This window comes from Pantoea sp. AS142, from assembly GCF_037152305.1.
Lineage (GTDB): Bacteria > Pseudomonadota > Gammaproteobacteria > Enterobacterales > Enterobacteriaceae > Pantoea.
On record NZ_JBBCMO010000003.1, the window covers coordinates 1 to 24,259 of the forward strand.

The following is a 24,259-nucleotide window of genomic DNA, read 5'->3' on the forward strand; positions in this document are numbered from 1 at the left end:
ATATGCCTTCCGCAAAGACGCAAAAGACGGCATCCCTGCCGGCTCAGCACGGGCCATCCCTGGCCCGTGATGCTTTGCTCCAGGCATATGTCCCCCATCGCTTTGAGTTTGGGAGTGGCCTGTGGGTTGGGTGAGCGCCTGGAACTGATGGCATAGAGCAGGTTAGGTTGAAGTTGCTGGCAGGATGAGCGCAGGCTCAGGGGGCATATGCCTTCCGCAAAGACGCAAAAGATGGCATCCCTGCCGGCTCAGCACGGGCCATCCCTGGCCCGTGATGCTTTGCTCCAGGCATATGTCCCCATCGCTTTGAGTTTGGGAGTGGCCTGTGGGTTGGGTGAGTGCCTGGAACTGATGGCATAGAGCAGGTTAGGTTGAAGTTGCTGGCAGGATGAGCGCAGGCTCAGGGGGCATATGCCTTCCGCAAAGACGCAAAAGACGGCATCCCTGCCGGCTCAGCACGGGCCATCCCTGGCCCGTGATGCTTTGCTCCAGGCATATGTCCCCCATCGCTTTGAGTTTGAGAGTGGCCTGTGGGACGTTCTGGCGCGGTTTTAAATGCGGACTTTGTGGCGGGGGAATAGGGTTTGAGGGCAGGACGAGTCTATTTTCTGTGAATGCTCAGGAGCCAGTCCCCCTCGTTTTCGTTTATCAGTCGTGAGTGGCGGGCAGCAGCCCGCCTTTTTATTATCTGGAGGAGAACAACATGGTGAGTCTGAAATCGTTTAAGCAATATTTCAGTCGGCAGCCGCTGACGGCGGAAGAGGTTGAGATAGACAGTGCGCTGCTGGAGCGTCTTGTAGAGTGCTTTGGCGGGCGTGACAATATTCAGCAGGTGGACGCCTGTTTAACCCGGCTGCGGGTGAAGGTGACGTCGCTGAGGGCGGTGGATACGGCAGGATTACAGAAGGCGGGGGCGATTGGCGTGGTGATTCTGGGGCAGGAAGTTCATGCGATCTTTGGTACGCAATCCGACCAACTGCGTCAGTTGCTGGAAGCCCGATTCTTTAAGCCGCTTCAGCAGGAGTAAAAAAATGGATAACCGTCACCGGTTATCCAAATAAGCCCCTGCATAAGCGCTTAACAATGATCACAATGAGGGCCGCGACGGGTCACCACCAGGCTTCGACCTGTACGCCGAAGTTCCAGGTGTTGTTACTGGTGTTGTCTTTGAAGCTGTGTCCATCTTCTGAGTCATTCAGGTAAGAGGCAAACAGACGCAGTTCCGGGCGTGACATAAATTCGGGACCCGCTGCCAGACCCAGCGCCAGCGTATATTTCTGACCCGCCTGCTTGTAGTCACTGCCGACTTTGTTTTCATCTTTCTGCCAGAAGCTGCCGACTTCGCCGATGCCGCGGACATACTGTGTGAATTGATACTGACCCCGACCCACCAGCGACAGCAGGGTGCTTTTGCTGGTCTGCGCGGTGACGTCATCAGCTGAACCCCAGGTAAAGACTTGATTCAGTGAAAACTTGTCGGTAACTGGCAGCAAACCGGTGTTGATTATGCGATAGCCGGTGGCATTGCGGGTATCGTTCCACATGTCATACCAGCCGCCGCCCTGCGAAATCATGTTTTGTGCCAAACCTTTATTGGCGTACTGCAGGACCAGTTTCTGATAGCCGCCCCAGATATCCTGACTGATCTCACTGGTCAGCATTACGCCGTTTTCAGCGTCATAAAGACCACCATACGCTTCCTGCTTTTTGGTGGTGTTCGGCATAGCGTAATCCACACCGAATTCGGTCCAGGCACCATTCCAGGGTTTCCAGCCGGCATAACGGAGATCGAGGTAGTTAATATTGACGTCGTTATCGCCATCGACCCGGTAATCCACGTCATTGGCATCGCCACGGATCCAGGCAAATGAGATAGCGCCAGGGCCCAGCGTGTAGTTCTCAATACCGGCACCCGAGCCGGAGATGTTCCAGTATTTGGTATCAATAATGTGCAGGTCGTGACGCTGGTAGTAACGTTTACCGCCCCAGATCACGGCATCCTTGTCACCCGGTACCAGCCCTTTGATCTGCAGATTTAGCTGACGCAAGCCAAACTGTGCATCGTCGCCGAAGGTGGTTTCATTATCGTTAGACCCGTCGGAGAACATACTGACCATGGTGTCGACGTAGAAACTAACGTCATCCTTTTTATAGACCTCGCTGCCCAGCTCAATCTCGCCGTAGGTGTCGGCTTCGTTGCCGAGACGGCCTATCTTGTTCTTCTGATACTCTTCAATACCGCCATCCTGCGATACACCCACGCCACCACGCAGATAGCCATGGAAATCAATATTGTCGATGGCGGCATAGAGCGTCGGGGAGGTCAGGGCCGCAGCAAGCGCCACAGCAGCAGTACGTAACCTTGTTTCCATGTTATCCTCAATTTTATTTGTAATACGTTCACATGACAGCGGAAGTAAACGCTTTTTGTCAGAGGCGTGACAAATAAAATCGCGATAATGTGTGATGTACTGCAAATAAAATGGCGGTATTTGTAACGATTAGTGAATCCGATCACCAAATATTATTGTGTGAAGGTATTACTTTTTATTTTTATTTGTGCAATGTGACGGCGATAACCTGGTGACACAGCGGCTGTGGTACCATTCGCTCATCGGTAATCAGGGATGCGAATTATGAAATCAAAAAATGCCACCTTAGAGGATGTCGCCCGTCATGCTGGGGTGTCGTATCAGACGGTTTCGCGGGTTTTGAATAAGTCAGCAAACGTCTCAGAATCAACGCGGCGCAAGGTAGAACAGGCTATTGAGACCCTGCGCTACGTGCCCAACAGACTGGCACAGCAGCTGGTGGGTAAGCAGAGTACGACGCTGGGTCTGGTGACGACATCGCTGGCCTTGCATGCGCCCTCACAGGTGGCTGCTGCGGTTAAACGTTATGCCAATGCAGCTGACTACCAGGTACTGATTGCCATGATCGATGAGAACGTCAATCAAAGTCTGCAGGATTGTATTAATGAACTGAAGTCGCAGCGGGTCGATAAGGTGATTATCAACGTCCCGCTGGAGAGCCGGGATGCTGAGCAGGTCGTACAGGAGAACAACGATATTCTCTGTCTTTTTCTTGATGTCGATCCCTATAGCGCAGTGTTTAACGTTTCGTTTAATCCGGCTGATGGCACCCGTGCCAGCGTGAAATATCTTTATGAGCAGGGGCATCGGGAATTTGCCCTGCTGGCCGGGCCTGAGCAGTCGGTTTCCGCCAACCTGCGGTTAAAGAGCTGGCTGGATACGCTGGAAAGCTATCGGCTTAAACCGGTCAGCATCAGCCACGGTAACTGGGATGCCCAAAGTGGTTATAACGGCGTGCTGCAACTGCTGCGTGAAGCGCCGGAGTTCAGCGCCCTGCTGGTAGGCAACGATCAGATGGCGCTGGGTGTGTTGAGCGCACTGCACCAGCGCGGTGTGGCGGTGCCGGGGCAAATTTCGGTAATTGGCTACGATGACACCTATGAAAGTGCCTTCTTCCAGCCGGCGCTGACCACGGTATCGCTCGATCTTGATTTACAGGGCAAAGAAGCGGTCGCGCGTCTGCTGCTGGCCAGCGAGCAGGATGAGCAGCGCTCCTCTTCAATCCTGCCGGCAAAGCTGGTGTTGCGAAGCTCGACTGGCATCGCCGGGCAGCATCAGCGCGATTTGAAGCAGATTGCAGAACAGTTGCGGTTGATCGCCAGTCGCCTGGAGTAGCCCTGGCCCAGGTGAATATTTAAAAACGTAAGAATCTACTGCTGCTATGCTCAGATCAGGATAACTATTCAGAATGTCGGTGAAATTAGCCGATGATGAAAGGGCATTCTGTGAGCTGATGTTCTGAATCGTTGTTACGCAACCGACACGTTTAGTCCGATTTCTCTACCTTCAGGGAGTGACACTATGCTGTGGCTTGAACAGGGGCTATACCTCAGGGTTGAAGAGTTAGCGCATGGCCCCAGGCCGCTGCCGCTTTCCAGTGGCTTCACTATGCAGACGGCTTATCGTGCGCTGGGCTGTTTTAACCCCTCCGAAACGTCAGATGCTTATTACATTCTTTCAAATGACCGCGATGAAATATGGTTCATCTGTAACCGGCATCTGAGAACCGTTTTCCTTGATGCCAGTAACGCGGCCTTACGGGTGAAGATGCAGGAGCCAGCAGAGAATCTGCCGGTACTTTCTGCCGCACATGATGATCATATCGTATCCTTTTAACGTTTAGTCTGATCCTGTCCTTTACCGACTGTGTTCTGTTACGTTTCAGAGAGTAAGAAGGCCGCCATCGCTGGCGGCCCTGATTATGCATAAATAAGCGTTAGTGGCGATGCTGCCGGTGACGCTGACTTCCAAAAATCGCCTGTTATCGCATAAAATCTTTCTGTTCCAGGCACCTCCATGTCTTTCACTTGCGACAGGTATTTATGTACATAGCCAGTAATGACGTTTTCCCAGTCAAGTCTGCTGAGTTGACATAAAAGGCCTTGAGCCACGGCGCTTCTGGTGCTTTATCGCGCCTCTCGGGTTTGTCCGCTAATTAATCGGACGACACACAGGTGAGGGATGCTCATATCGATTCCCTGGCCTTACGGTCATCAACATAGATTGCCTGTGCCGCTTCCCTGGGGTGTTTTGTCCAGCTCGCCAGCTCGCCAGCGCGACAAAGGGATCCTGTGAGGTTCCGCACTGCGGGGTAATTTTAGGGCGGGGAATACCTAATCCCGGCTATGGCACCTATTCTGCGGGCAAGGCCGCAGTACGATCGCCCGGAGATTGAACCGCAAGCTGGCACCTCACGGCATCAGGGTTGATACCTTCAGCCCCGGCCCCCATTGATACGCCAGCGTTTGATCAGGCCAGCGATGATGTCAGGCAGACACTGCACGCACAGATACTGGCAAAGCGCTGGGGTAATGCCGATGACGTGGCGGCTGTACGGCCCTGTTCTGACCTCGGACGAAAGCAGTGACGTTAGCGGCGCCGGCCTGATGATTGATAGCGAGATGTCAGCATAACAACCTGCGCGGATGGACTTAACGCAGATCGCACAGGTCTGTGTGGGTCGATTTGTGGCTCATTCATCCACTCTCTGCCAGAAGTACACCGTGTCAGCCGTGATCTGGTCAGAGAGGGAATTTTGCTCGCCTGATAATTGGATTAATCCCCCCTGTTTTCGTGATGGCGGATCATCAGGCACGTGCGCCGCAGGAACATGAAATTTTATGCAGACAGGAAAATCTATCCTGCATCGTCAGCAATATGAGTGGATATTTCCGCTCATCCGAATACGGTGCAGGTCGCACTGGCGCACTGGCGCACTGGCGCACTGGCGCACTGGCGCACTGGCACACTGGCACACTGGCACACTGGCACACTGGCACACTGGCTGAGGTCTGGTATGAGCGGACGCTTCACCACAACCAGGCTTTGGCACACTGTGAGCAACGTAAAGTTGCTTTGTGTCATTCGTGCGTATTCTCTGCTTTATGGCAATCACCGCTTTACTCTATCGCTGAATAATCTCAACCCGGTGGTTTTGTCCGTCATCCACTAAAAGAATTTTGTCGTCAGGCAACCGAATGTCATCCACTGTGACCTGATACTCACTTTCACCACGGGAAATAGTGATGCGATACTGACTCTGCCCGTGTTGATAGGTCATGCTAAACGAAGGCCAGTCATCAGGTAACTGCGCATGGATAATAAGCGTTTCACCGTGACGTTTTATCCCGAGCAACTCTTCCGTTACCAGACGATAGGCCCAGCCCGCTGAACCGGTATACCAGCTCCAGCCCGCCCGCCCGGTATGAGGAGGAACGCTATACACGTCCGCACTCATGACATAAGGCTCTGCTTTGTATGTGTTAACGCCGTCAGGCTGCAGTGTATGGTTTATTGGGTTGATCATTGACCACAGTTGCCAGGCCCTCGTTTTTTCCCCCATACGGGCAAATGCCATAACAGCCCAGATTGCACCATGCGTGTACTGGCCGCCGTTCTCCCTTACGCCCGGCAGATAACCCTTTATGTAACCCGGGTCAGGACCATGGCCATCAAAGGGGGGCGTTAACAGTTTGATCAAACCTGCATCTTTATCTACCAGACAGTTGTCCAGCGACCGCATCGCCTCGGCACTGCGTGCAGGATCAGCCGCGCCGGAAAGAACGGACCAGCTTTGGGCAATTGCATCAATACAGCACTCCTGCGATCCTCGTGATCCCAGCGGCGCGCCATCGTCAAAATATCCGCGCAGGTACCACTCACCATCCCAGGCTGAAGATTCAAGATTTTTTTGCAAGTTAAGCGCTTCTGAATGGCATAAGGCCGCCACGTGTAGATCCTGGCGCTGTTCAGCCAGTGCCGCGAAATGCTGTAAAATATCGTAGAGGAAGAAGCCAAGCCAGACGCTTTCCCCTCGGCCTTCGATGCCGACCAGATTCATACCATCATTCCAGTCGCCAGCGCCCATCAGCGGCAGGCCATGCTGGCCGAAGTGTAATCCCCGTTCAACGGCTTTGACACAGTGCTGCCACAGCGTCTCTTCGATATGGCTTATAACCGGCGTTTCGTAAACAGATTCTTCGCCGGGTTTGGGCAGACGGCCTTCGAGATAGGGAATGCGCTGTTCCAGCACCCCGATATCCCCCGTTATATCCACGTAGTGACAAACCGCGAGCGGGAGCCACAGGTAATCATCCGAACACCGCGTGCGCACACCATTGCCGTGCGGAGGATGCCACCAGTGCTGAACATCCCCTTCAATAAACTGCCGTGAGGCACACAGCAGGATCTGGCTGCGCAGTCGCTCTGGTGCGACGTGGCTCAGTGCCAGCGTATCCTGCAACTGGTCACGGAAACCAAATGCACCGCCGGACTGGTAATACCCGCTGCGTGCCATGATGCGGCAGGCTACCGTCTGGTACAACAACCAGCCATTCACCAGCAAATCAACGCAGCTATCGGGTGTTTGCACCACGATTTTATCAAGAATCTTGTGCCAGAAATGATGAACCTGGTCCAGCGACTGGCGCGCGTGATCCTCATTCAGAAAATGGGCAAGCGTCTCCTGTGCCTGCACCGGGTTGCCTGCCACGCCGAGGACAAAAACAAAGGTTTTCTGGTCACCATCAATAATGGTGGCTGTTGACTGTAGCGCGGCACAGGGATCCAGACCGGCCCCTGTCTGGCCTGAGAGCCTGCGCATTTTGATGGCAGCCGGCGCATGCAGTGATCCATTACGTCCCAGAAATTCACGACGGTTTCCCGTTACCGTACTCAGGGGGTCATTGACGGCGAAAAAAGCGGTACGTTCACCGCCGTTAGAACCGTAAAAGTTATTCGCCATTACCGCGTTACCGCCAGCCAGGGTGTGCGAATGCGTAATGATATGCGCGGCAGAGTGCGTGCGTGTTGCCCCGAGTGTCCACTCCACGTAGCCGGTAACAGCTAATTTACGCGTGCGGCCCGAATGGTTACTGAGCTTCAGGATCGCAAGCTTAACGGGTGCCTGTTCGTCCACCAATATGGTCATTTCGCTGTCTACCCCGTTTTCACGGTGGGCAAATACGCTGTAACCAAAACCATGGCGCGTGAGATAGTCGCCTTGCCCGCGCACGGGCAAGGTCATGGGTGACCAGCACGCGCCGTTCTCTTCATCGCGCAGGTAAAACGCTTCGCCGCTTCTGTCACTTACCGGATCGTTTTCCCAGGGCGTTAAGCGGTATTCATGGGCGTTTTCAAACCAGCTGTAAGCCTGCCCGGCTTCAGACATTACGCTGCCAAAATTTTCGTTTGCCAGCACGTTTGACCAGGGCGCTGGCGTCGGTTCGTTTTCTCTTAAGAGGATCTGATACTCCCGTCCATCCTGAGAAAATCCGCCGTAGCCGTTGAAATGACGTAACGGGTCCAGATTCGGTATCCAGTCGGTATGGTGATTGTTAGCTGTTGTTATCTCCGGCACAAATGGCCTGGCGATTTTATTCGTCGCACCAATACGCTGGTTAAGTTGTTCTTTGATGCCGTCAGCACGATCATCCAGACTCAGACACGCTACGCTCATCAGCAACTGCTTATCCTCGACGCTCAAATGCTCGCCGTTACGTACAAAAATCCCGCCGGGTTTATCCAGCAGGCTGGCTTCTGAGCCCGCATAGATTAAATCCATAATCTGCGTCTGTAACACCTGCTGATAGCCGCCGGCGCTGTTATTCAGAATCACGAGATCCACCTCCAGCCCTTTCAGCCGCCAGTATCGATGCGCCTGAATCAGTGTGGCAACTGAGGCGATTCTTTCTTCACTGGTGATGATGAGCAGAACAATCGGCAAATCGCCTGAAATTCCCCAGCCCCATAAGCCAGACTGACCACGCCGGTTGCGACTGATAGTCTTTTCGTCACTGCGTAATTCCTGACAGGGATAAAGTACCGCGCTGGCGAGGCGGTTAAATAAGGTTGCGTCGTCTTCACTGGCATTCATCTGCCGTAATACGACCAGACTGTGGGACCATGCCAGTTCAAAAACACGATCGGTGATCGGATGATCGCGATATTTTTCCATCAACGCGAGGCTTTGCTGACGGTTTTCGCTAATGCCATAAACGATATCAATGGTGACCGGCTGTCCGGGCTGGAGCCTGACCGCATGACATATCGACAGTATCGGATCCAGCACGGCGCCGAAAGTATTGCTGAGCGGCCCGTCCGTATTGACTGCCTGGGCATCAGCCGGATTTCTTCCGCGGCCAAGAAATTTGGCTCTGTCGGTTTCAAACGATACGTTCCCGGAACATTCGCCATGTACCACCATCATATGAAACAGGTACGGGCTTTGTTCATCCGGCGAGCGTGAACGTCGGTGGCACAGGATGGCATCACGCGCGGGAACTGTCTCCGTCTGGATAAACAGGTTGCTGAATGCCGGATGCGCCTGATCGCTGGCGTCCGGTGCCAGCACCACTTCGGCATAGGTCGTCAGCTCTAACGTTCGCGGTGCCCGACCATGGTGCACCAGAGTGACGCGACGTAGTTCGATGTCATCTTCCGGGGAGACGACAACCTGGGTTTTAACGCTAATAGCGCCGAGCTCGCGTCTGAATTCAGCGCCCGCATCGGTAAAAATAATTTCATCATTGCTGATGTCCGCGCTGCCACCCATAGGTTGCCAGGTATTACTCCACACCTCATGGGTCAGCGGATCGCGGATATAGCAGAATGTTCCCCAGTTATCACGCGTAATATCGCTGCGCCAGCGCGTGAGAGCGATGTTTTTCCAGCGACTGTAACTTCCACCGCCGGTTGTTATCATCAGATGATAATGTCCGTTTGAGAGTAATTGTATTTCTGGTGTCGGACTGTCCACATGGCTGAAAATCCGCGGCTCATAACGTACCGGCTTAACCCTTCCTTCATGGGACTCAAAATGACGACGCGGACTATAGAGATCGACTGCATCGGGTACGCGTTCCTGTAATAGCAGGCTGGCCGACCTGAACGCAGGACTCGACATGAATCGCGTGGCCATCGGTGCATCAAGCAGCAGATGCCCCAGCGCCTGAAAGGCCATTCCCTGATGGTGCGCCATCCAGGACTGCACCACTAAAAAAAGCTGACCGGTTGCCAGACGCGATGGCGTATAGTCAAGCGCTTCATAAAAACCATACTCGCCGCGCGCACCGTTCTTTTCCAGAATGGACAGGTTTTCGCAGGCTTTCTGCGGGGAAACCAACAGCGCCAGCAGCGTGGCATACGGGGCTACCACCATATCGTCGGCGAGGCCGCGTCGGAGACCCAGACCGGGTACGCCAAATGCCTGATACTGATAATTGTGTTGAACATCAAACGCATGATAGCCAGACTCGGACACACCCCATGGCACACCACGCTCTTTGCCCCAGTTTATCTGCCGTATTACCGCGGATTTGCTCATCGTATCCAGCAGACTTCCGTGCCATGTCGGCATCACCAGATTCGGCATCAAATATTCAAACATTGAACCGCTCCATGACATCAGGGCGGTTTCTCGATCTATAGTGGTAAACAGTCGGCCGAGTGCATACCAGCTTTTAAGCGGAAGCTGATTCGTTGCAATAGCGACAAAACTGGTCAGGCGAATTTCAGAGGGCAGAAGATCGTAGTGGCTTTTGTCGAGCGTAGTGGTATCACAGTTGTAACCAACACTCAGCATGCTGGTAGCACTGTTGTAAAGAAACGCAAAATCCATTCGTGCATGGTCAGCTAACCGTTGTTCGAGTTCACTGATAATGTCCAGTCGTAGCCTGGCCTGCGTTATCACGGCAGCCGGAACGGGCACTCCATCAATGGTTATCGCGCGGGCCAGCTCACTCAGCGCTGGCAATGACTGTGCATGATACGTCGCGGGTAACCACCCAAGCAGCGTTGACCATTCATCGCAAAGTTGCTGCAGTTGAGTGACCAGATGCGCCGTCCAGCGCTCAATGATATTGCTCTCCTGATGACTCCGTTGAGTCAGATCGGTGCAATGCGCCTGCATTTTTCTTAGTTCACTGAACAGCTGGCCGGACGGTAATGCTGCTGCGCTTAAACACTGTATGCGCAGCAGTCGCAGACTGGCTGGGGCGTGAGGACGCCAGTATTTCTCCAGCACACTCAGGGTATCGTTCAGCCCCTCCACGATAAGCTCAGAGTTTAAGACCGGCTGACGGCGCATAGCTGTCAGTCCTTCACGCAGCGTCAGTAAATGACCGGCCATATTGCCGCTATCGACACTGGAAACATAACGCGGGCTGAGCGGAGCCAGCGTGCGGGTGTCATACCAGTTATACAAATGTCCCCGGTAGTGCTCCATCTTATCCAGCGAGTCAAGCGTCTGTGTGATGCGCTGCAATGCCTCCCCGCCAGGAAGGTAGCCAAAATCCCAGGCCGTAAGGTTAGCCAGCAGGGAAAGCCCGATGTTGGTGGGAGAAGTACGATGTGCAATTTTTGGCTCCGGGATTTCCTGATAATTGTCGGGAGGAAGCCAGTTTTCTTTTGCCGTCGCAAATGTCTCAAAAAAAGCCCAGATTTCCCGGCTGGTCTGACGCAAAAGTTGTTTTTGCTCCGGCGCGGGCAGGAAAGTTTTACGCGCAGGCGGGCGGCTCAGCCAACTCAGCAGCAGCGGCGCGAGGCACCACGACAGGCCGATGAGCAGGGCGATTGTCAGCCATTGTGGCGCAAAAACCAGGGTAAGCACCATGATTGCCACCCCACAAACCACATTCATCCACATAGCCCGATAAAAACGAAAAACAGAAAAGGGGATGAGGCTATCTGGCGTGTGGCTGGACCACTCTGTCAGATTGCGCTGGCTAATGCCAAGGCGCCAGAGTGTCACTGCGATTGCGTACAGCGAATAGCCCGCTTCATGCGGCAGTAAGACAAAATTGAGCCCAACACGGGAAATACGCTTCAACGCTCCGGCCATGACAAGCACCAGGTGCGGCTTCAGGGGACGACGAAACGGCTTTTTGACAAGATCAAGAATGATGCATAACGCGGCAGGCAGCAGCCAGATCAGGGTCAGGACGCCTGACCAGTAGAACGGATTGGGCACCCACAGCAGTCCGCAAAAAAGCAGCACCAGTAAAGAGGGCGCGACCAGACTGCGGCGCAGATTATCAAACAGCTTCCACCGGGACAGCGCGGACAATGGGTTTCTATCCTGTTTGCCATCCGCCTTTCTGACACGGAGTTTAAGCCAGTTAAGCAGTTGCCAGTCGCCACGGATCCAGCGCGTGCGGCGTGCAACATCGGACAAATAATTGTTCGGGTACTGCTCGTAAAGTAAGACCTCGCTCAGCAGCCCGGAACGGGCATAACATCCTTCAAGGAGATCGTGGCTGAGAACCAGATTGTCCGGGCAGGTGTTGGAGGTGGCCTGCGCAAAGATATCAAGGTCATAAATGCCTTTCCCAACAAAGGAGCCTTCTTCAAAAAGATCCTGATAGATATCAGAAGACATCATCGAATAAGGGTTATTACCCGGTACGCTGCTGCGCATTGCAGCATATCTGCCCTGGCCGTCCCGGGGCATTTCCTCTGCCAGTCCCGGTTGTAGAATACCGTAGCCTTTGACGACTCTCTGACGAACCGGATCATACTCTGGCTTGTTCAGTGGGTGCGCCATCGTTGCCACCAGTTTATGCGCCGTATCACGTGGCAGGAGGGTGTCACTATCCAGCGTGATGACATACCTGATGGTCCCAGGTAAGCGGTTCGCGGGCAAGTCCGCAACGCTGGAAAATTGTGTGTCAGGCTGGCGTAGCCAGCTGTTCAGCAACGCCAGTTTGCCCCGCTTGCGTTCATAACCCATCCAGATCTTCTGTGAAGCGTTCCACTCGGGCGAACGATGTAGCAAATAAAAACGCTGACGGCAGCAAGGGTAGCGCCTGTTAAGCGTTTGTATGTCTGACATCGCCTGACTTAACAGCGCGGATTGTTCTTCTGTATTTTCAGTTGTCGAGTCAGCGAAATCAGTAACCAGCGCAAAACAGAGATTATCATCCTGATTTCCAAGCCAGCACACTTCAAGACGGGTGAGGAGACTGTCAAACGTTTCCCGGCTCGTCAGCATGCAAGGGATGGCAACCAGGGTCGAAGACGTAACCGGAATTCCGCCGGAAAAATCCATTCTCGGCAGCGGCCGGGGAACGCGAAAACGGGTCGTCGCTTCACTCAGCACATCGCTTACCAACTGACTCACCGCAATAATCAGGGGTAAGGCCAGCGGTATCAACCACCAGGCCATTCCCGGACCCGCTGTTTTAAATAAGATTGCGGCCGTCATCGCCGTGGTCAACAGGCTCATGCTCCCCAACCAGGACAACAGGGGAAATCTGTTGAAATTGTGCCGCAAACGTTTGAGGCCAGAGGTATTGACTGACAGATGACGTTCCAGCTGAGGTCGTCCTTCGCCCATCAGATAGTAACCAATATGGTATTGCGGCATGCCGGGTTCTGTTTTGCCCGACAGCGCCAGTAGGCGGTTTGCCACTTCCGGCTCACTGAATTGACTCCCCCGGGCCAGAATCTCAATCACATGGCGATAATGATCGCGGGTATCAAAATGCATGCGGGAGTAAATGCCTGCGGGATCCTGACGTAACGTCTGCTCCACCACACTAATGCTCTCGGCGAAATCGGCCCAGTTGGTTTCATTGATCAAGCGTAAACCAGCAATACTGTTGCTGACAGAGAGCTGACTGGCCGCAAGCTGCTGGTTAAACCGATGTATCAGCGCCTGGGTAGTGAGGCTTTGTTCGGCAAGCCGTTGCTCAACCCAGCTAAGGGGTAGCGCCAGCGCATTTCCATGTCCGTGCAAACGACGAACCAGTTCAGCGACAAAGGCACTGCTCAATGGCGGGCGAGCACGCGCCATGTCAGCAATGACCATGATTAAGTCGGCTGGCGCCTTTTCCGCGCATTCGGTCATCCGAGTTACCCACATATCAGCAAGGCTGCGTTCTTGCTGAGCCTGAACCACCTCAATACTAACCCGGCGGAGATTTTCAATCAGCGCCAGGCGCAGCATGCCGGGTAAAGCCCAGACTTCTCCTAACATCAGCGGCGTCACCTGCTGGTAGGCGGTAATATAGCTGGTCAGGCTGGCGATATCCCAGCGCCCGTCACCATGCACCACGGCCTCCGTGGCAATATCATAGATACGCGGACAAAGGTGCGGCGAGGTGAGTGAGGGAAGACCCTTACCAAAGCTGGGCGGCAAATGCTGACGGACATTGCGTATTTGCTCCTCAATCAGATAGTAGTTGTCCAGCAGCCACTCGCCTGCAGGCATGATGCTCGACTTTTTACCCTCGTTAAGCGCGTAACAGTTTTGGGTAATTACGGCTTCGTTGTCACTGAGGCGTTTGAGCAGGTAGTACGGCATTTTTTCCGCGGACAGTTTGTGCGTATGCGCCAGTTTTTGGCCGTAGCGCTCAAGCTGAGGCGTTGAGAACAGATCTGGACGGGGAATGCTTTCACCCGTGTTATCGCTGGACGAAAAATCGGCGTATCCGGGCGCTGTTGCCGGGATACGGGAAGGGCGAAACCATGCCATGGGATTCATTTTCATAGTGTTGCTCTAGTGCGACATTAACGCGCAGAAGCAGTTGAAAAATCAGTTCAGAAACGTTCTCTCAGGATGTGCATCAGGCATCAGGGATTTATCAGCTGCTGGTCCAGGTATTCACTGCAGGATATTGAAGATCGTTAGTCACCCAAGTCGGGAGCTAGCATGGTGAGATAAACAGGGCTTTACACCCCGGACAAAGCATCGCCTGTTTCAGCCGCACTTTTGAGGCAGGCTGGTCTGAAGTTAAACCACAGGCAGGACAGACGATCCTGGACGTACCACTCATGAGCTTCCTTGCGTAACTGAGAAGAGACATGGTGATTAACCTTTCGAGGAATAAAACTCATACTATCATTAATGATTAAATTTTAGTCGATCTGTTTTATTTTATTGTTACTGGCCAGACGGTGGCCTGCTGGGAATAATTAACTGTTCTGAAGGCGTTAGTCTTCTCTCCCATTGATTAACGCCAACGGGTGTTGAAAACGTTCGCTACTGACACAAACCAGACATGCACTGACAGAACAGCTCAGGGATGAAAATCAGCGTTCGTCATCGTGAAGGCACCCGCATTGAGAATGTTTGCCTGGTTAACCTCAGTCGCATTAAACGAACATGGCCAGACGCGATGCTTTTGCATGACCACCTTATTCCTCTCACCCGCGAGGGTTAAACCTATCAATTTTAAAATTGAGTGGCGAAATCAGCCAGCGGAAATAAAAATACTAATGTTCTGGTTTATTTCGAAAAGCGGTCCGCGGCTAACAGATGCCGTTGCCCGTCATAAATTACCATCATCACGATCGTCTCAGAGGCTGGAGCTCCAGTCGCCAGCCTTAAGCGCAATCAGTTCACGCCTGACGGGTTTTGTGACCTTTGTCATCACAACACGCCGCCATCGGGCGGCGGGTTAATCGGGTTCGCTAGTGTTAAGAGTTCACGAAATTTTCTTTACCTGTCATGAAGTTAATCAGTCAGGTTTTATAAACATTGATTTACAGTGTGGGCAGAGCAAGGTTTGCTTTTTGCCTATTTTTTTTATCGACTGCTGCGACTCTTTTCGACATACCGGACAGATAGAGGAAGACGTTATTTCGGTAATTTGGTCCATAATTCGATTGAAGAAGGACATTATGTTTGGCCTTAAAAAAGAATGAGATCTACTCTACCACCTCTGGTTATTTTTTATACAACTAATAAACGTTTATGGGCTTGTGGTTAAATCTCAGCCCGACAGATAACCGATTCCCGCACAGTAATATCAGCAATGTCCACTTCAGGCACAGAGCGGACTGCATACTAAGCCGATGTTTGTCATGAATGAGAAGCAGAGTTGCCGACAATAATGTGTGCGTTAAGGGGCAGCAACAATGAAAGCCCTGCAACAATCCGTTGAAACGCCCATCCCCAATGCCGGTCAGCATGTCCCCCATCCGGCAAACCAGCTTAACTTATGCCATGAACACGGTTGCGGCCGTTGCGTTTCGCCTCGTATAGTGCTCTGTCAGCCTGCTTCTTAAGACGCTCAGCCTGATCCGCCTGACCGTTAGAAATTAGCGTGCTGTAACCGGCGCTTAGGGTGATTACACTTTGAGAAAGCCTGGCGCTTTCATGAGGTATCCCCGCGTTCATAACCGCTTTCACCGCGCGTCGGGCCACTTTTTCGGCATCGGCTTTGTCAGTAAAGGGCAAAATAATGGCAAACTCCTCGCCGCCGTAGCGTGCCACTACGTCGCCCGGCCGGTGAATGATCCCTTTCAGAATGGTGCCCACCTTTTGCAGGCACGCATCGCCACCCACGTGTCCGTACGTATCGTTGTAAAGCTTGAAAAAATCAATATCAAACATGATGAGGGAGACTGGGTTGCCTGACTTGCACGAGTGCTGCAGGGCCTGTTCCAGCATAGCGTCAAACTGACGGCGATTCGCCAACCCGGTCAGCCCGTCAATCAGCGCCAGATATTGCAGCGTATGGTTGATGGTGGTCAGTTCATCCCTTACCTGCGTCAGTTCAAGCTGGTTTCTGACATTAGCCTTTACCTGCCTGAGCACAAACATACCCATGCCGGTAATTAACATAAGCAATACCAGGTTCAGCACAACGTCGGCAGCGTTGGATGAGAGCCACTCCGTACGGATCGCATCACGGTCATATCCCGCCGTGACAATTAGGGGATATTGCTCAAGACGGGCGTAGCCATATACCCGCTCAACGCCATCCAGTGCTGAGCGCCACGTGGCGCTGCCGCTGACAGACGTTTTCAGGACCGTTGTGAACAGCGGGCTGGAGGAAAGGCTGCGGTTGATGGCCGTTTCCGGCAGAGGGCGGATATACAATACTGAAGTGTCAGCCAGTATCAGCGCCAGGACGTCTCGCTCACCCAGCGTATAGTAGCTGTAGAACTGCCGGAAGTAGTCAACCATTACCGTTGCCAGCGCAATGCCGGCAAAATGGCCCGCCTTATCGTTCAGGCGCACCGATACGGGAATGACCAGGTCGCCCGTAGAGCGGCTTCGGATAACGCGACCGATATGAACGCCGGTATCGGTGTGTGTCCGATGCCAGATAAAATACTCTCTGTCGGCATTGTTCCCTTTTGCAGGCATCGAATGACCCGACGTGGCAACCCATTTACCCTGCGCGTCATAAATAAACAGTCCATGCAGCTGTTGAAGTTTCCCCTGCTGCTCTTTCAGTTGCCGGGTAAAGGCGGGCGTTGCCGCATAGTTAAGCCCGTTAAGGCTAAGCTGCCTGACCGCGTCAGCCAGCGTAATATCCACCTGAAGAAAGGCGTCTTGGGCCTGTTTTGCCAGCGAAACCGAGAGGTTACGGGCATCATCCTCACGTACCTGTTCATTGTGCAGCCAGGAACTCCACAGCGTCCATATATTAACGCCCACGACGGCAAGTACGGTCATCAGCAGGAAAAAAGCCATGGTCCGGCCAAGGGAATTCTGGATAGAAGGGGTCATGAGGCCGTCAGTTTCTTTATTCACAATGTTTAAATTCCGACACAAACCGATACTGAAACATAATTTATGAATAAGGTAATCACAAGTGGGCCTGCCAGGATGCGCGGGTTAATCTTTGCCTTTAACATCCCAAAGACAACGTATTGCCTTGCCAGGCATATTTCTTTGCTCCATCTGAGGATGGGGCATAAACAATGCTTTCTGCTGCTGGCTTATAACAGGTCTCTGTGAATCTCAAACGCTGCTAAGCGCCAGTAAACGTTGTAAAGAGCTCGTCAGTAATTAATAAACAGATGAAGAATTCAGATTAAAACTGCACCTCACATTAAAGGGCAGCCAGGATTGCAGCTTCCATTTTTTCCGGGGGAGTCATCGGTGCAAAACGCCTGAGCGGCTTACCGTCGCGTCCGATCAGGAACTTAGTAAAGTTCCACTTGATACGCCCACCCAGCACGCCGGGCAGCGCGTTTTTTAGGTATTGAAAGACCGGGTGCGTGTCAGCGCCGTTGACCTCAACCTTCCCAAACATCGGGAAGCTCACGCCATAGTTGATGTGACATGTCTGCGCGATGTCATCGGTGTTGCCGGGCTCCTGCTTACCGAACTGGTTGCAGGGAAAACCCAGCACAACCAGCCCCCGGGCACCATATTTTTTGTAGAGACCTTCAAGGCCTGCGTACTGTGGTGTAAATCCACAATGGCTGGCAGTATTAACCACCAGAACCACCTTGCCTGCGTAGTCAGCCATAGGGATGAGCTGGCCCTGCAAACGGGTGGCAGTGAGTTGATAAAAAGGCATCATGTTGCAATCCTCAGAGCGGTACCCGGTTTACGTTAACATTGCCACACCGCGCGAAACGGCACAGGCATATATTGGGGCATGTAGAGCAGGCACTCAGTCCTGCCAGAATGCAGGAAAATTGATATCTCTGGGCTGGTACACACGCTTCATCCAGCGGGCCAATGAGCAAAATCATTCTTTACGCCGGGTTAAAGAATTTGCATGGATTTGACATTCAGACAACGATCTATTATTCAGCCATTATCGCGAAAACCAGGATAAAGGCTCATTCCACCATCGATAAAGAGCGTGGTGCCATGAACATAGTCAGACAGGTCACTGGCCAGCCAGACCACAGCATTCGCTACGTCTTCAGCCGCGCCGATGCGGCCATAAGGAATGAGCTTCAGCAGTTGTTTGCCAGCCTCACCCTGCGTACTCTCCTCGTTGATGGCAGTGGCAATGGCGCCGGGTGCGACGGCATTGACTCGAATACGCGCTTCACCCACTTCCTGAGCAAGCGATTTCATCAGCATGTCAACGCCGCCTTTAGACGCTGCATAGTTGACGTGTCCGGCCCAGGGGATTAGCTGATGAACTGAGCTCATATGAATAATCTTACCTGCGGCTCTGCTGATTTCCGGGCGATGCGCCTGGCGTTTAAATTGTCGCAATGCAGCCCGTGCGCAAAGGAATTGCCCGGTCAGGTTCACGTCCAGAACGGTGTTCCAGTCTTCAAGCGTCATCTCAATGGAAGGGGCATCTTTCTGAAGGCCAGAGTTGGCCACCAGGATATCCAGCCTGCCAAATTCAGCAATGGTCTGGTTAAAAAGATCTTCTACGTCCGCCTCTTTCGATACGTCTCCTTTAACGGCGATCGCACGGCCTCCATCTGCCCGGACTTTTTCAACCAACGCTTCAGCCGGTTTTGCCTGGCTGTGATAGTTAACGACGACACAGGCACCTTCTTTAGACAGTGCTTCTGCGCAGGCATAGCCAAGGCCGGAACTGGCGCCGGTAACCAGCGCAACCTGGTTTTTCAGGGAAAAGATCATAAGTTTTCCTTATTGTGTAAATGATAAGCTTCATTAACCCGGCCGGGATTCTCCAGGGATTGAATATTGATGAATCGCTGACATCAAGACATTCAGGCATCCATAGCCTGACGACTTAGCTATCAGGATGCGCATAGGGCCCTGAGTCACTGAATTATAGATGCGAAAGACGGTGTTATCCGTCCTTCTAATGGGTCGCGGTATTTGCGGAGGGTGAGTACCGGAAAATCATTGGCAAAGGGTTGTGGAGGTGGTGCGGTTACCGGGATAAGAGCTTATAAAGTGATCCGCACGCGATGGAAACCCTAATCAGAACGATACGTCACAGGGCGAGACTGAAACATTACTGGTATCGTTGCGACCTGAAACACCGTCACACCAGGTACTCAGCATCCCATCTGGGGGAAATGCATTTAGCATCATCACCTTCAATCCTTGTGGTTGTTATGAAAAAAGGAAATAAGCATGATAAAAATAGAAAAAGCAGATCCCTGTTCACCTGAGTCTCTGCTATTGGTAGCAAAACTATCAGCAGAGCTTGCGTCAATTACGGGTGACAATGGCAAAAGCAACTTCACAATGGACTCTATAAATAATGAGAGATCGCTATGGGTAGTTGCGATGAATAATCAGTGTGAGGCGATAGGATGCGCAGCTATCAGACCGATAACAGAAAATATAGCCGAACTCAAAAGGATGTTTTCCGATCGTAGCTGTCCCGGTATTGGTAATGCTTTGCTCACTTTTCTGGAAAAATCCGCTTTGGATATGGGATACAGCCAAATCTGGCTTGAAACCCGATATGTCAACCATAAGGCTATAAATTTTTATCAGAAAAAGGGTTACAAACGAATAGAAAATTATGAGCCTTATGTAAATCGCGAAGAGGCGGTATGTTTTGCGAAAATATTGACAGACGGAAATGATATTTATCGAGGATAAGTTCGCTATGCCCATTAGCAGAATTAACATCACGCCTGGCCTGGCCTGGCCTGGCACCCAGTAGCCAGACTGCTGCCATGGCGTGTGGTTCTTACCGATAAATAACCGTCAATATGGCCCTCACGTAATGCTTGCCAATTAAGGTCTTCTGGTTGAGGAATACAGCGATACGGATACACTGCTGATAAGGAGATTGTGCAAACTCGGATGTGTCGTCAGTTTTTCTCATGCTCATTCATGTCCAGCCTCTCATTTTTGAGAAAAATAAAAATGAGAGATTTCACGTGATTGATGGGGATTCTTACACATTTAATCTCTAATTAAATTGATGACTTGCTGAACACCCTTATCCCGCAATGTCTGGATTGACCGATCAATAAAATCATTAAAAATCATTATGATGAAATATAGTATTGAAAATTTTAAACGTAAAATTTGTTACGTTCTTTCATTTACGATCCGGCAAAGTACGTTTTTGGACGCCGGGAATGGGGTTTTATCCGAACATTTTTATTTCAGACAAACACTGATAAATATAATGTCGATAGGCGAGTGAAGGAATTGTGTCCGCTTTTAACGTCGATTTTTTATTCATCGTCGGATGATGTGAGCCCGGGCATTGTTTTGGCAGGGTAAGCCTTTCTTATTAATATCTCACTGGCATTGATTATTTATATTACTCCATAGGGCAGGGGCAGCCATGTCTAATTCTTCTTTTCAGTCCGAAATACCCAAGGCGCGTATTAATTAAAATTTGATTTGCATACGGATGGCGCGAGTAAGAAAACCGCTCTCCCCCTGAAATTACGGGTGGCGGGCGATTTCAGTAATGGTCATGAGTCTGCACCACTGTCTGAGCGCATAAAAGTAAATCTGAATAATAATGACTTTGACTCAGTGCGTTCCGAATATTCTCCTAAGGTCAATCATACCGTTAAAACACACTTACCGGTGACGGCCGTGAAGACAACATCAGTCTGACTTTCCAGAGCATGAATGATTTCTCCCCGGAGCAGACCTCCCGGCGAATATCTCAGCTGAAGGCCATGCTTTCCATGCGCTATTTACTTCGTGATTTAAAGGCCAGTCTGCCAGATAACCAGGCGTTCCGAAAATAGCGTGAAAAAATTCTGTTCGACTCAGCCTTAAACGCAGAACTCAGAGCCGAACTTTCAGCCCTGGCACCTAAACAGTCATAACGGTCACGATGTTTTAACGGATTACCAGGAAAGATGTTGATGTCGGTTAAAATGAGAATGCCGTGGGTGGCGAAAGTGTGGTGTCAGAACGTCCAGCAGCCGGGATTTATGCGTCCCTTTTTGAAAAAATCAATCTTGATCCGGTCTCTGAACTGATTGCGCTGGACATCTGGCAGGACGCACAGGCGATACCGCTGTTTGTTGAAGGTAACAAACCGCCCGCGGCGCTGGCATCCACCGGACCTGCTTCACACCTGCCGCATTCGAGGCGTGACAGCGTTATGTGCAAACTGAGCAAAGAGACAGTCTGCAATCTCTCTATAAAATCAGGCGCAGATAACGTGATGTGTGAGAATTTTTTTAAAATTTAGCTGCCACTCTTTGCGGTTATCAGGTTCGGTCAGTTGCTGCGCCCGTATGGGTCCATAAGGGTCTTCGGGCGGAAATCAATTGAATTCCGCTAACTGAATAACTGGACTTTTGACGTGCCCGATCGTGGAATAGGCAAGATAACAGCGCCTCTGATATCACCTGCTATAGCGCATGATCTTCCAGGCTGTTTAACATCCGTTTTTTACCTCGGACGCATGAAGGCGCGCTGCTTCATAAAAAACCTTTACTGCCGAACATGAATTTCCTTCATGTTCGTTGAGATTTAATCACTTTTTTTCAACCGGGTATTCAGGCATAAAGTAAGAATTGTTAATAACTTTGAGTCATATGAATGTTTGTTAAGGGATAGTAAAGTTGCATAACCCTGAAGCAACGAATCATATCAACGACCAGGATACCCGATAGCGATGAACAACGATTTAGCTTTTAACCTCAAGCGCATTCGTTTCGACGAAAACTATAACCCTTCTAAAAATACGCGGGCGACAACTAACTTTGCCAATTTAGCACGCGGCGAAAAGCGTCAGGAGAACCTGCGCAATGCCCTGGTGATGATCGATAATCGTTTTAACGCGCTGGCGCATTGGGACAACCCAAAGGGCGATCGGTATTCTGTGGAACTTGAAATTATTTCTGCTGAGCTGACTCTTCGTGCCGGTAGCAACGACGAGTCGTTCCCGGCGATTGAGATTTTAAAAACATATATCGTGGATCATCAAACCGGTCAGCGCATTGAGGGTATTGTCGGGAATAACTTCTCATCCTACGTGCGTGATTATGATTTTAGCGTTGTGCTGGCAGAGCATAACAAAGGGCAGACCGAATTCAACATGCCTGATGATTTTGGCCAGCTGCATGGCATCATTTTTAAAAGTTTTGTTAACTCAGCGGTTTACAAAGAAAACTTCAGTAAATCACCGGTTATATGCCTGAGTGTATCAAGTAAAAATACCTACGTGCGTACCGGTAATCAGCATCCGGTACTGGGTATTGAATATCAGCAAGATGAACCTTCGCTGACTGACTTTTACTTCGGGAAAATGGGCCTGAAAGTGCGTTTCTTTATGCCGCAGGGAAGTGTTGCGCCTCTGGCATTCTATTTCCATGGTGATCTGCTCAGCGATTACACCAATCTTGAACTGATCAGTACCATCAGCACCATGGAAACATTCCAGAAAATCTATCGCCCTGAAATTTATAATGCGAATTCTGCAGCCGGACACTGCTATCAGCCAACGCTGCAGCATCAGGATTATTCTTTAACCCGGATTGTTTACGATCGCGAAGAGCGCAGCCGACTGGCCGTTGAGCAGGGCAGGTTTACTGAGGCGCATTTCATTAAGCCTAATCAGACAATTCTCGCGCAATGGTCTGCTGAATCCGTTCTTTGATTAATTAAAAATAGAAGGTCACCTGCTATGAAAACCTTATTACCGACATCCACTGCGGGCAGCTTGCCTAAACCCTCGTGGATTGCGCAGCCAGAGGTACTCTGGTCACCCTGGAAGTTGCAGGCCGACGAGTTAATTGACGGCAAAAGAGATGCGCTGCGTCTGTGTCTGGACGATCAGGTACGGGCCGGTATTGATATTGTGAGTGATGGCGAGCAGACCCGTCAGCACTTTGTTACGACTTTTATCGAGCACCTCAGCGGCGTGGATTTTGAAAAGCGTGAAGTGGTTCGTATTCGTAATCGCTATGATGCGAGTGTCCCGACCGTGGTGGGAGAAGTATCACGTCAGAAGCCTGTTTTTGTTGAAGATGCAAAGATTTTACGTCAGCTGACCGATCGGCCGATTAAGTGGGCGTTACCGGGGCCGATGACAATGATCGATACCCTTTATGATAATCATTATAAAAGTCGCGAAAAGCTGGCCTGGGAATTCGCAAAAATTCTGAATCAGGAGGCCAAAGAATTAGAGGCAGCGGGCGTTGATATTATTCAGTTTGATGAGCCTGCCTTTAATGTCTTTTTCGATGAAGTGAATGACTGGGGTATTGCCGCGTTAGAGCGCGCCATCGAAGGTCTGAAATGTGAAACCGCCGTTCACATCTGCTACGGCTATGGCATTAAAGCGAATACCGACTGGAAGAAGACGCTGGGTACAGAGTGGCGTCAGTACGAAGAAGTTTTCCCAAAATTGCAGCGCTCGGCTATCGATATTGTCTCACTGGAGTGTCAGAACTCGCGGGTTCCGATGGATTTGATCGAGTTAATTCGCGGTAAAAAAGTGATGGTCGGTGCCATCGACGTGGCAACCCAGGCAATTGAGACACCTGAAGAAGTGGCAAGTACGCTGCGCAAGGCGTTGCAGTTTGTGGATGCTGAAAATCTCTATCCTTCTACCAACTGCGGCATGATTCCACTCCCCCGTCAGGTTGCGAATGGCAAACTGCATGCGTTAAGTGCTGGCGCAGAGATTGTCCGCAGAGAGATTCTGGGAAGATAATCTTTTCCAGAGCAGATTCAGTCCGGCTGGCGATTTGATTATCGAAATACGATCAAACGCCGGACTGAGTCAAAACCCCTCAGCCTGGCGTTAATGGGCAGAGCGATAAGTGCCGCTGCAGAGTCAACGCTCCATTACTCATCCCGAGAATTCTCCAGGGATCTGCTTTCCTCAGTTGCAGTCGCTTCACTCTTTTCCGCTATTGTGACCTATCTGTTCTCTCGCCTATCTCGCCAATTGCTGCTGAAAAAATTATCGACCATCCTGCTCTGCTGCCAGCAGTGTGGTGCTTTATCTGCCGTCGGATCGGGGCACAGTACTGCATAATCAGGCCGACCGGACGACAGGCGGTGAAGAGATCATCTGTGAGATTGATGAAGATGTCTC

14 protein-coding genes and 2 pseudogenes are annotated in these 24,259 nt (G+C 51.4%); 9 read left to right on the forward strand and 7 right to left on the reverse strand.

The genetic code is table 11. The annotated features are described in order from the left end of the window. Positions 1-703: 703 nt before the first annotated feature. A complete protein-coding gene (locus tag WFO64_RS08005) occupies positions 704-1,027 on the forward strand; it encodes a glucose PTS transporter subunit EIIB (RefSeq protein ID WP_337010537.1) in 324 nt (107 codons plus the stop codon). Between the two features lie 82 nt (positions 1,028-1,109). On the opposite strand, the gene WFO64_RS08010 is transcribed toward WFO64_RS08005, so the two are convergent. Beyond that, entirely contained in the window at positions 1,110-2,372 is a 1,263-nt protein-coding gene (locus tag WFO64_RS08010) for a maltoporin (protein WP_337010539.1), read from the reverse strand. Positions 2,373-2,636: 264 nt separating this feature from the next. On the opposite strand from WFO64_RS08010, the gene WFO64_RS08015 reads away from it, so the two are divergent. From WFO64_RS08015 to WFO64_RS08025, 3 genes are all read left to right on the forward strand, one after another. Beyond that, positions 2,637-3,707 (forward strand): LacI family DNA-binding transcriptional regulator, encoded by a 1,071-nt coding sequence (locus tag WFO64_RS08015; protein WP_337010541.1) that lies wholly within the window; start codon positions 2,637-2,639, stop codon positions 3,705-3,707. Positions 3,708-3,893: 186 nt separating this feature from the next. Then, positions 3,894-4,208, forward strand: coding sequence for a hypothetical protein (locus WFO64_RS08020; RefSeq protein ID WP_337010543.1), 315 nt, complete (start codon positions 3,894-3,896; stop codon positions 4,206-4,208). 1,041 nt (positions 4,209-5,249) lie between these two features. Next, positions 5,250-5,510, forward strand: coding sequence for a hypothetical protein (locus tag WFO64_RS08025; protein ID WP_337010545.1), 261 nt, complete (start codon positions 5,250-5,252; stop codon positions 5,508-5,510). Here the strand turns inward: WFO64_RS08025 and WFO64_RS08030 are convergent. The 6 genes from WFO64_RS08030 to WFO64_RS08050 form a co-directional block, all read right to left on the reverse strand. After that, on the reverse strand, positions 5,497-14,079 hold the full coding sequence (locus WFO64_RS08030; RefSeq protein WP_337010547.1) for a GH36-type glycosyl hydrolase domain-containing protein: 8,583 nt from the start codon (positions 14,077-14,079) through the stop codon (positions 5,497-5,499). The genes WFO64_RS08025 and WFO64_RS08030 overlap by 14 nt on opposite strands. 157 nt (positions 14,080-14,236) lie before the next feature. Beyond that, positions 14,237-14,395, reverse strand: a complete 159-nt coding sequence (locus WFO64_RS08035; RefSeq protein ID WP_337010549.1) for a YnfU family zinc-binding protein — start codon at positions 14,393-14,395, stop codon at positions 14,237-14,239. Positions 14,396-15,049: 654 nt separating this feature from the next. Beyond that, complete coding sequence (locus WFO64_RS22540) at positions 15,050-15,211, reverse strand: YnfU family zinc-binding protein (RefSeq protein ID WP_442956136.1); 162 nt, start codon at positions 15,209-15,211, stop codon at positions 15,050-15,052. A gap of 314 nt (positions 15,212-15,525) precedes the next feature. Continuing rightward, positions 15,526-17,052, reverse strand: a complete 1,527-nt coding sequence (locus tag WFO64_RS08040; RefSeq protein WP_337010551.1) for a sensor domain-containing diguanylate cyclase — start codon at positions 17,050-17,052, stop codon at positions 15,526-15,528. A 325-nt stretch (positions 17,053-17,377) separates the two neighbouring features. Beyond that, positions 17,378-17,854, reverse strand: coding sequence for a glutathione peroxidase (locus WFO64_RS08045; RefSeq protein WP_337010552.1), 477 nt, complete (start codon positions 17,852-17,854; stop codon positions 17,378-17,380). A gap of 233 nt (positions 17,855-18,087) precedes the next feature. Further along, a complete protein-coding gene (locus tag WFO64_RS08050; RefSeq protein ID WP_337010554.1) occupies positions 18,088-18,888 on the reverse strand; it encodes an SDR family oxidoreductase in 801 nt (266 codons plus the stop codon). A gap of 465 nt (positions 18,889-19,353) precedes the next feature. Between WFO64_RS08050 and WFO64_RS08055 the strand changes: the two genes are divergently transcribed. The 5 genes and pseudogenes from WFO64_RS08055 to WFO64_RS08075 all read left to right on the forward strand — a co-directional run bounded on the left by WFO64_RS08055 (position 19,354) and on the right by WFO64_RS08075 (position 23,872). Beyond that, a complete protein-coding gene (locus WFO64_RS08055) occupies positions 19,354-19,830 on the forward strand; it encodes a GNAT family N-acetyltransferase (protein ID WP_337010556.1) in 477 nt (158 codons plus the stop codon). Positions 19,831-20,530: 700 nt separating this feature from the next. Further along, positions 20,531-21,029, forward strand: a pseudogene (gene tssB / locus WFO64_RS08060) (type VI secretion system contractile sheath small subunit). A 33-nt stretch (positions 21,030-21,062) separates the two neighbouring features. Beyond that, positions 21,063-21,220 (forward strand): annotated as a pseudogene (locus WFO64_RS08065) (type VI secretion system contractile sheath large subunit); the annotation flags it as partial. A 609-nt stretch (positions 21,221-21,829) separates the two neighbouring features. After that, positions 21,830-22,813, forward strand: a complete 984-nt coding sequence (locus tag WFO64_RS08070; protein ID WP_337010558.1) for a DUF1852 domain-containing protein — start codon at positions 21,830-21,832, stop codon at positions 22,811-22,813. Between the two features lie 27 nt (positions 22,814-22,840). Beyond that, positions 22,841-23,872, forward strand: coding sequence for a methionine synthase (locus WFO64_RS08075; protein WP_337010560.1), 1,032 nt, complete (start codon positions 22,841-22,843; stop codon positions 23,870-23,872). The last annotated feature ends 387 nt before the right edge of the window (positions 23,873-24,259 follow it).

Bases quoted from the DNA above. Each gene is read 5' to 3' on its own strand.
- WFO64_RS08005 (WP_337010537.1), top strand. From the start codon at position 704: ATGGTGAGTCTGAAATCGTTTAAGCAATATTTCAGTCGGCAGCCGCTG.
- WFO64_RS08010 (WP_337010539.1), bottom strand. From the start codon at position 2,372: ATGGAAACAAGGTTACGTACTGCTGCTGTGGCGCTTGCTGCGGCCCTG.
- WFO64_RS08015 (WP_337010541.1), top strand. From the start codon at position 2,637: ATGAAATCAAAAAATGCCACCTTAGAGGATGTCGCCCGTCATGCTGGG.
- WFO64_RS08020 (WP_337010543.1), top strand. From the start codon at position 3,894: ATGCTGTGGCTTGAACAGGGGCTATACCTCAGGGTTGAAGAGTTAGCG.
- WFO64_RS08025 (WP_337010545.1), top strand. From the start codon at position 5,250: ATGAGTGGATATTTCCGCTCATCCGAATACGGTGCAGGTCGCACTGGC.
- WFO64_RS08030 (WP_337010547.1), bottom strand. From the start codon at position 14,079: ATGAAAATGAATCCCATGGCATGGTTTCGCCCTTCCCGTATCCCGGCA.
- WFO64_RS08035 (WP_337010549.1), bottom strand. From the start codon at position 14,395: ATGTCTCTTCTCAGTTACGCAAGGAAGCTCATGAGTGGTACGTCCAGG.
- WFO64_RS22540 (WP_442956136.1), bottom strand. From the start codon at position 15,211: ATGTCCTTCTTCAATCGAATTATGGACCAAATTACCGAAATAACGTCT.
- WFO64_RS08040 (WP_337010551.1), bottom strand. From the start codon at position 17,052: ATGACCCCTTCTATCCAGAATTCCCTTGGCCGGACCATGGCTTTTTTC.
- WFO64_RS08045 (WP_337010552.1), bottom strand. From the start codon at position 17,854: ATGATGCCTTTTTATCAACTCACTGCCACCCGTTTGCAGGGCCAGCTC.
- WFO64_RS08050 (WP_337010554.1), bottom strand. From the start codon at position 18,888: ATGATCTTTTCCCTGAAAAACCAGGTTGCGCTGGTTACCGGCGCCAGT.
- WFO64_RS08055 (WP_337010556.1), top strand. From the start codon at position 19,354: ATGATAAAAATAGAAAAAGCAGATCCCTGTTCACCTGAGTCTCTGCTA.
- WFO64_RS08070 (WP_337010558.1), top strand. From the start codon at position 21,830: ATGAACAACGATTTAGCTTTTAACCTCAAGCGCATTCGTTTCGACGAA.
- WFO64_RS08075 (WP_337010560.1), top strand. From the start codon at position 22,841: ATGAAAACCTTATTACCGACATCCACTGCGGGCAGCTTGCCTAAACCC.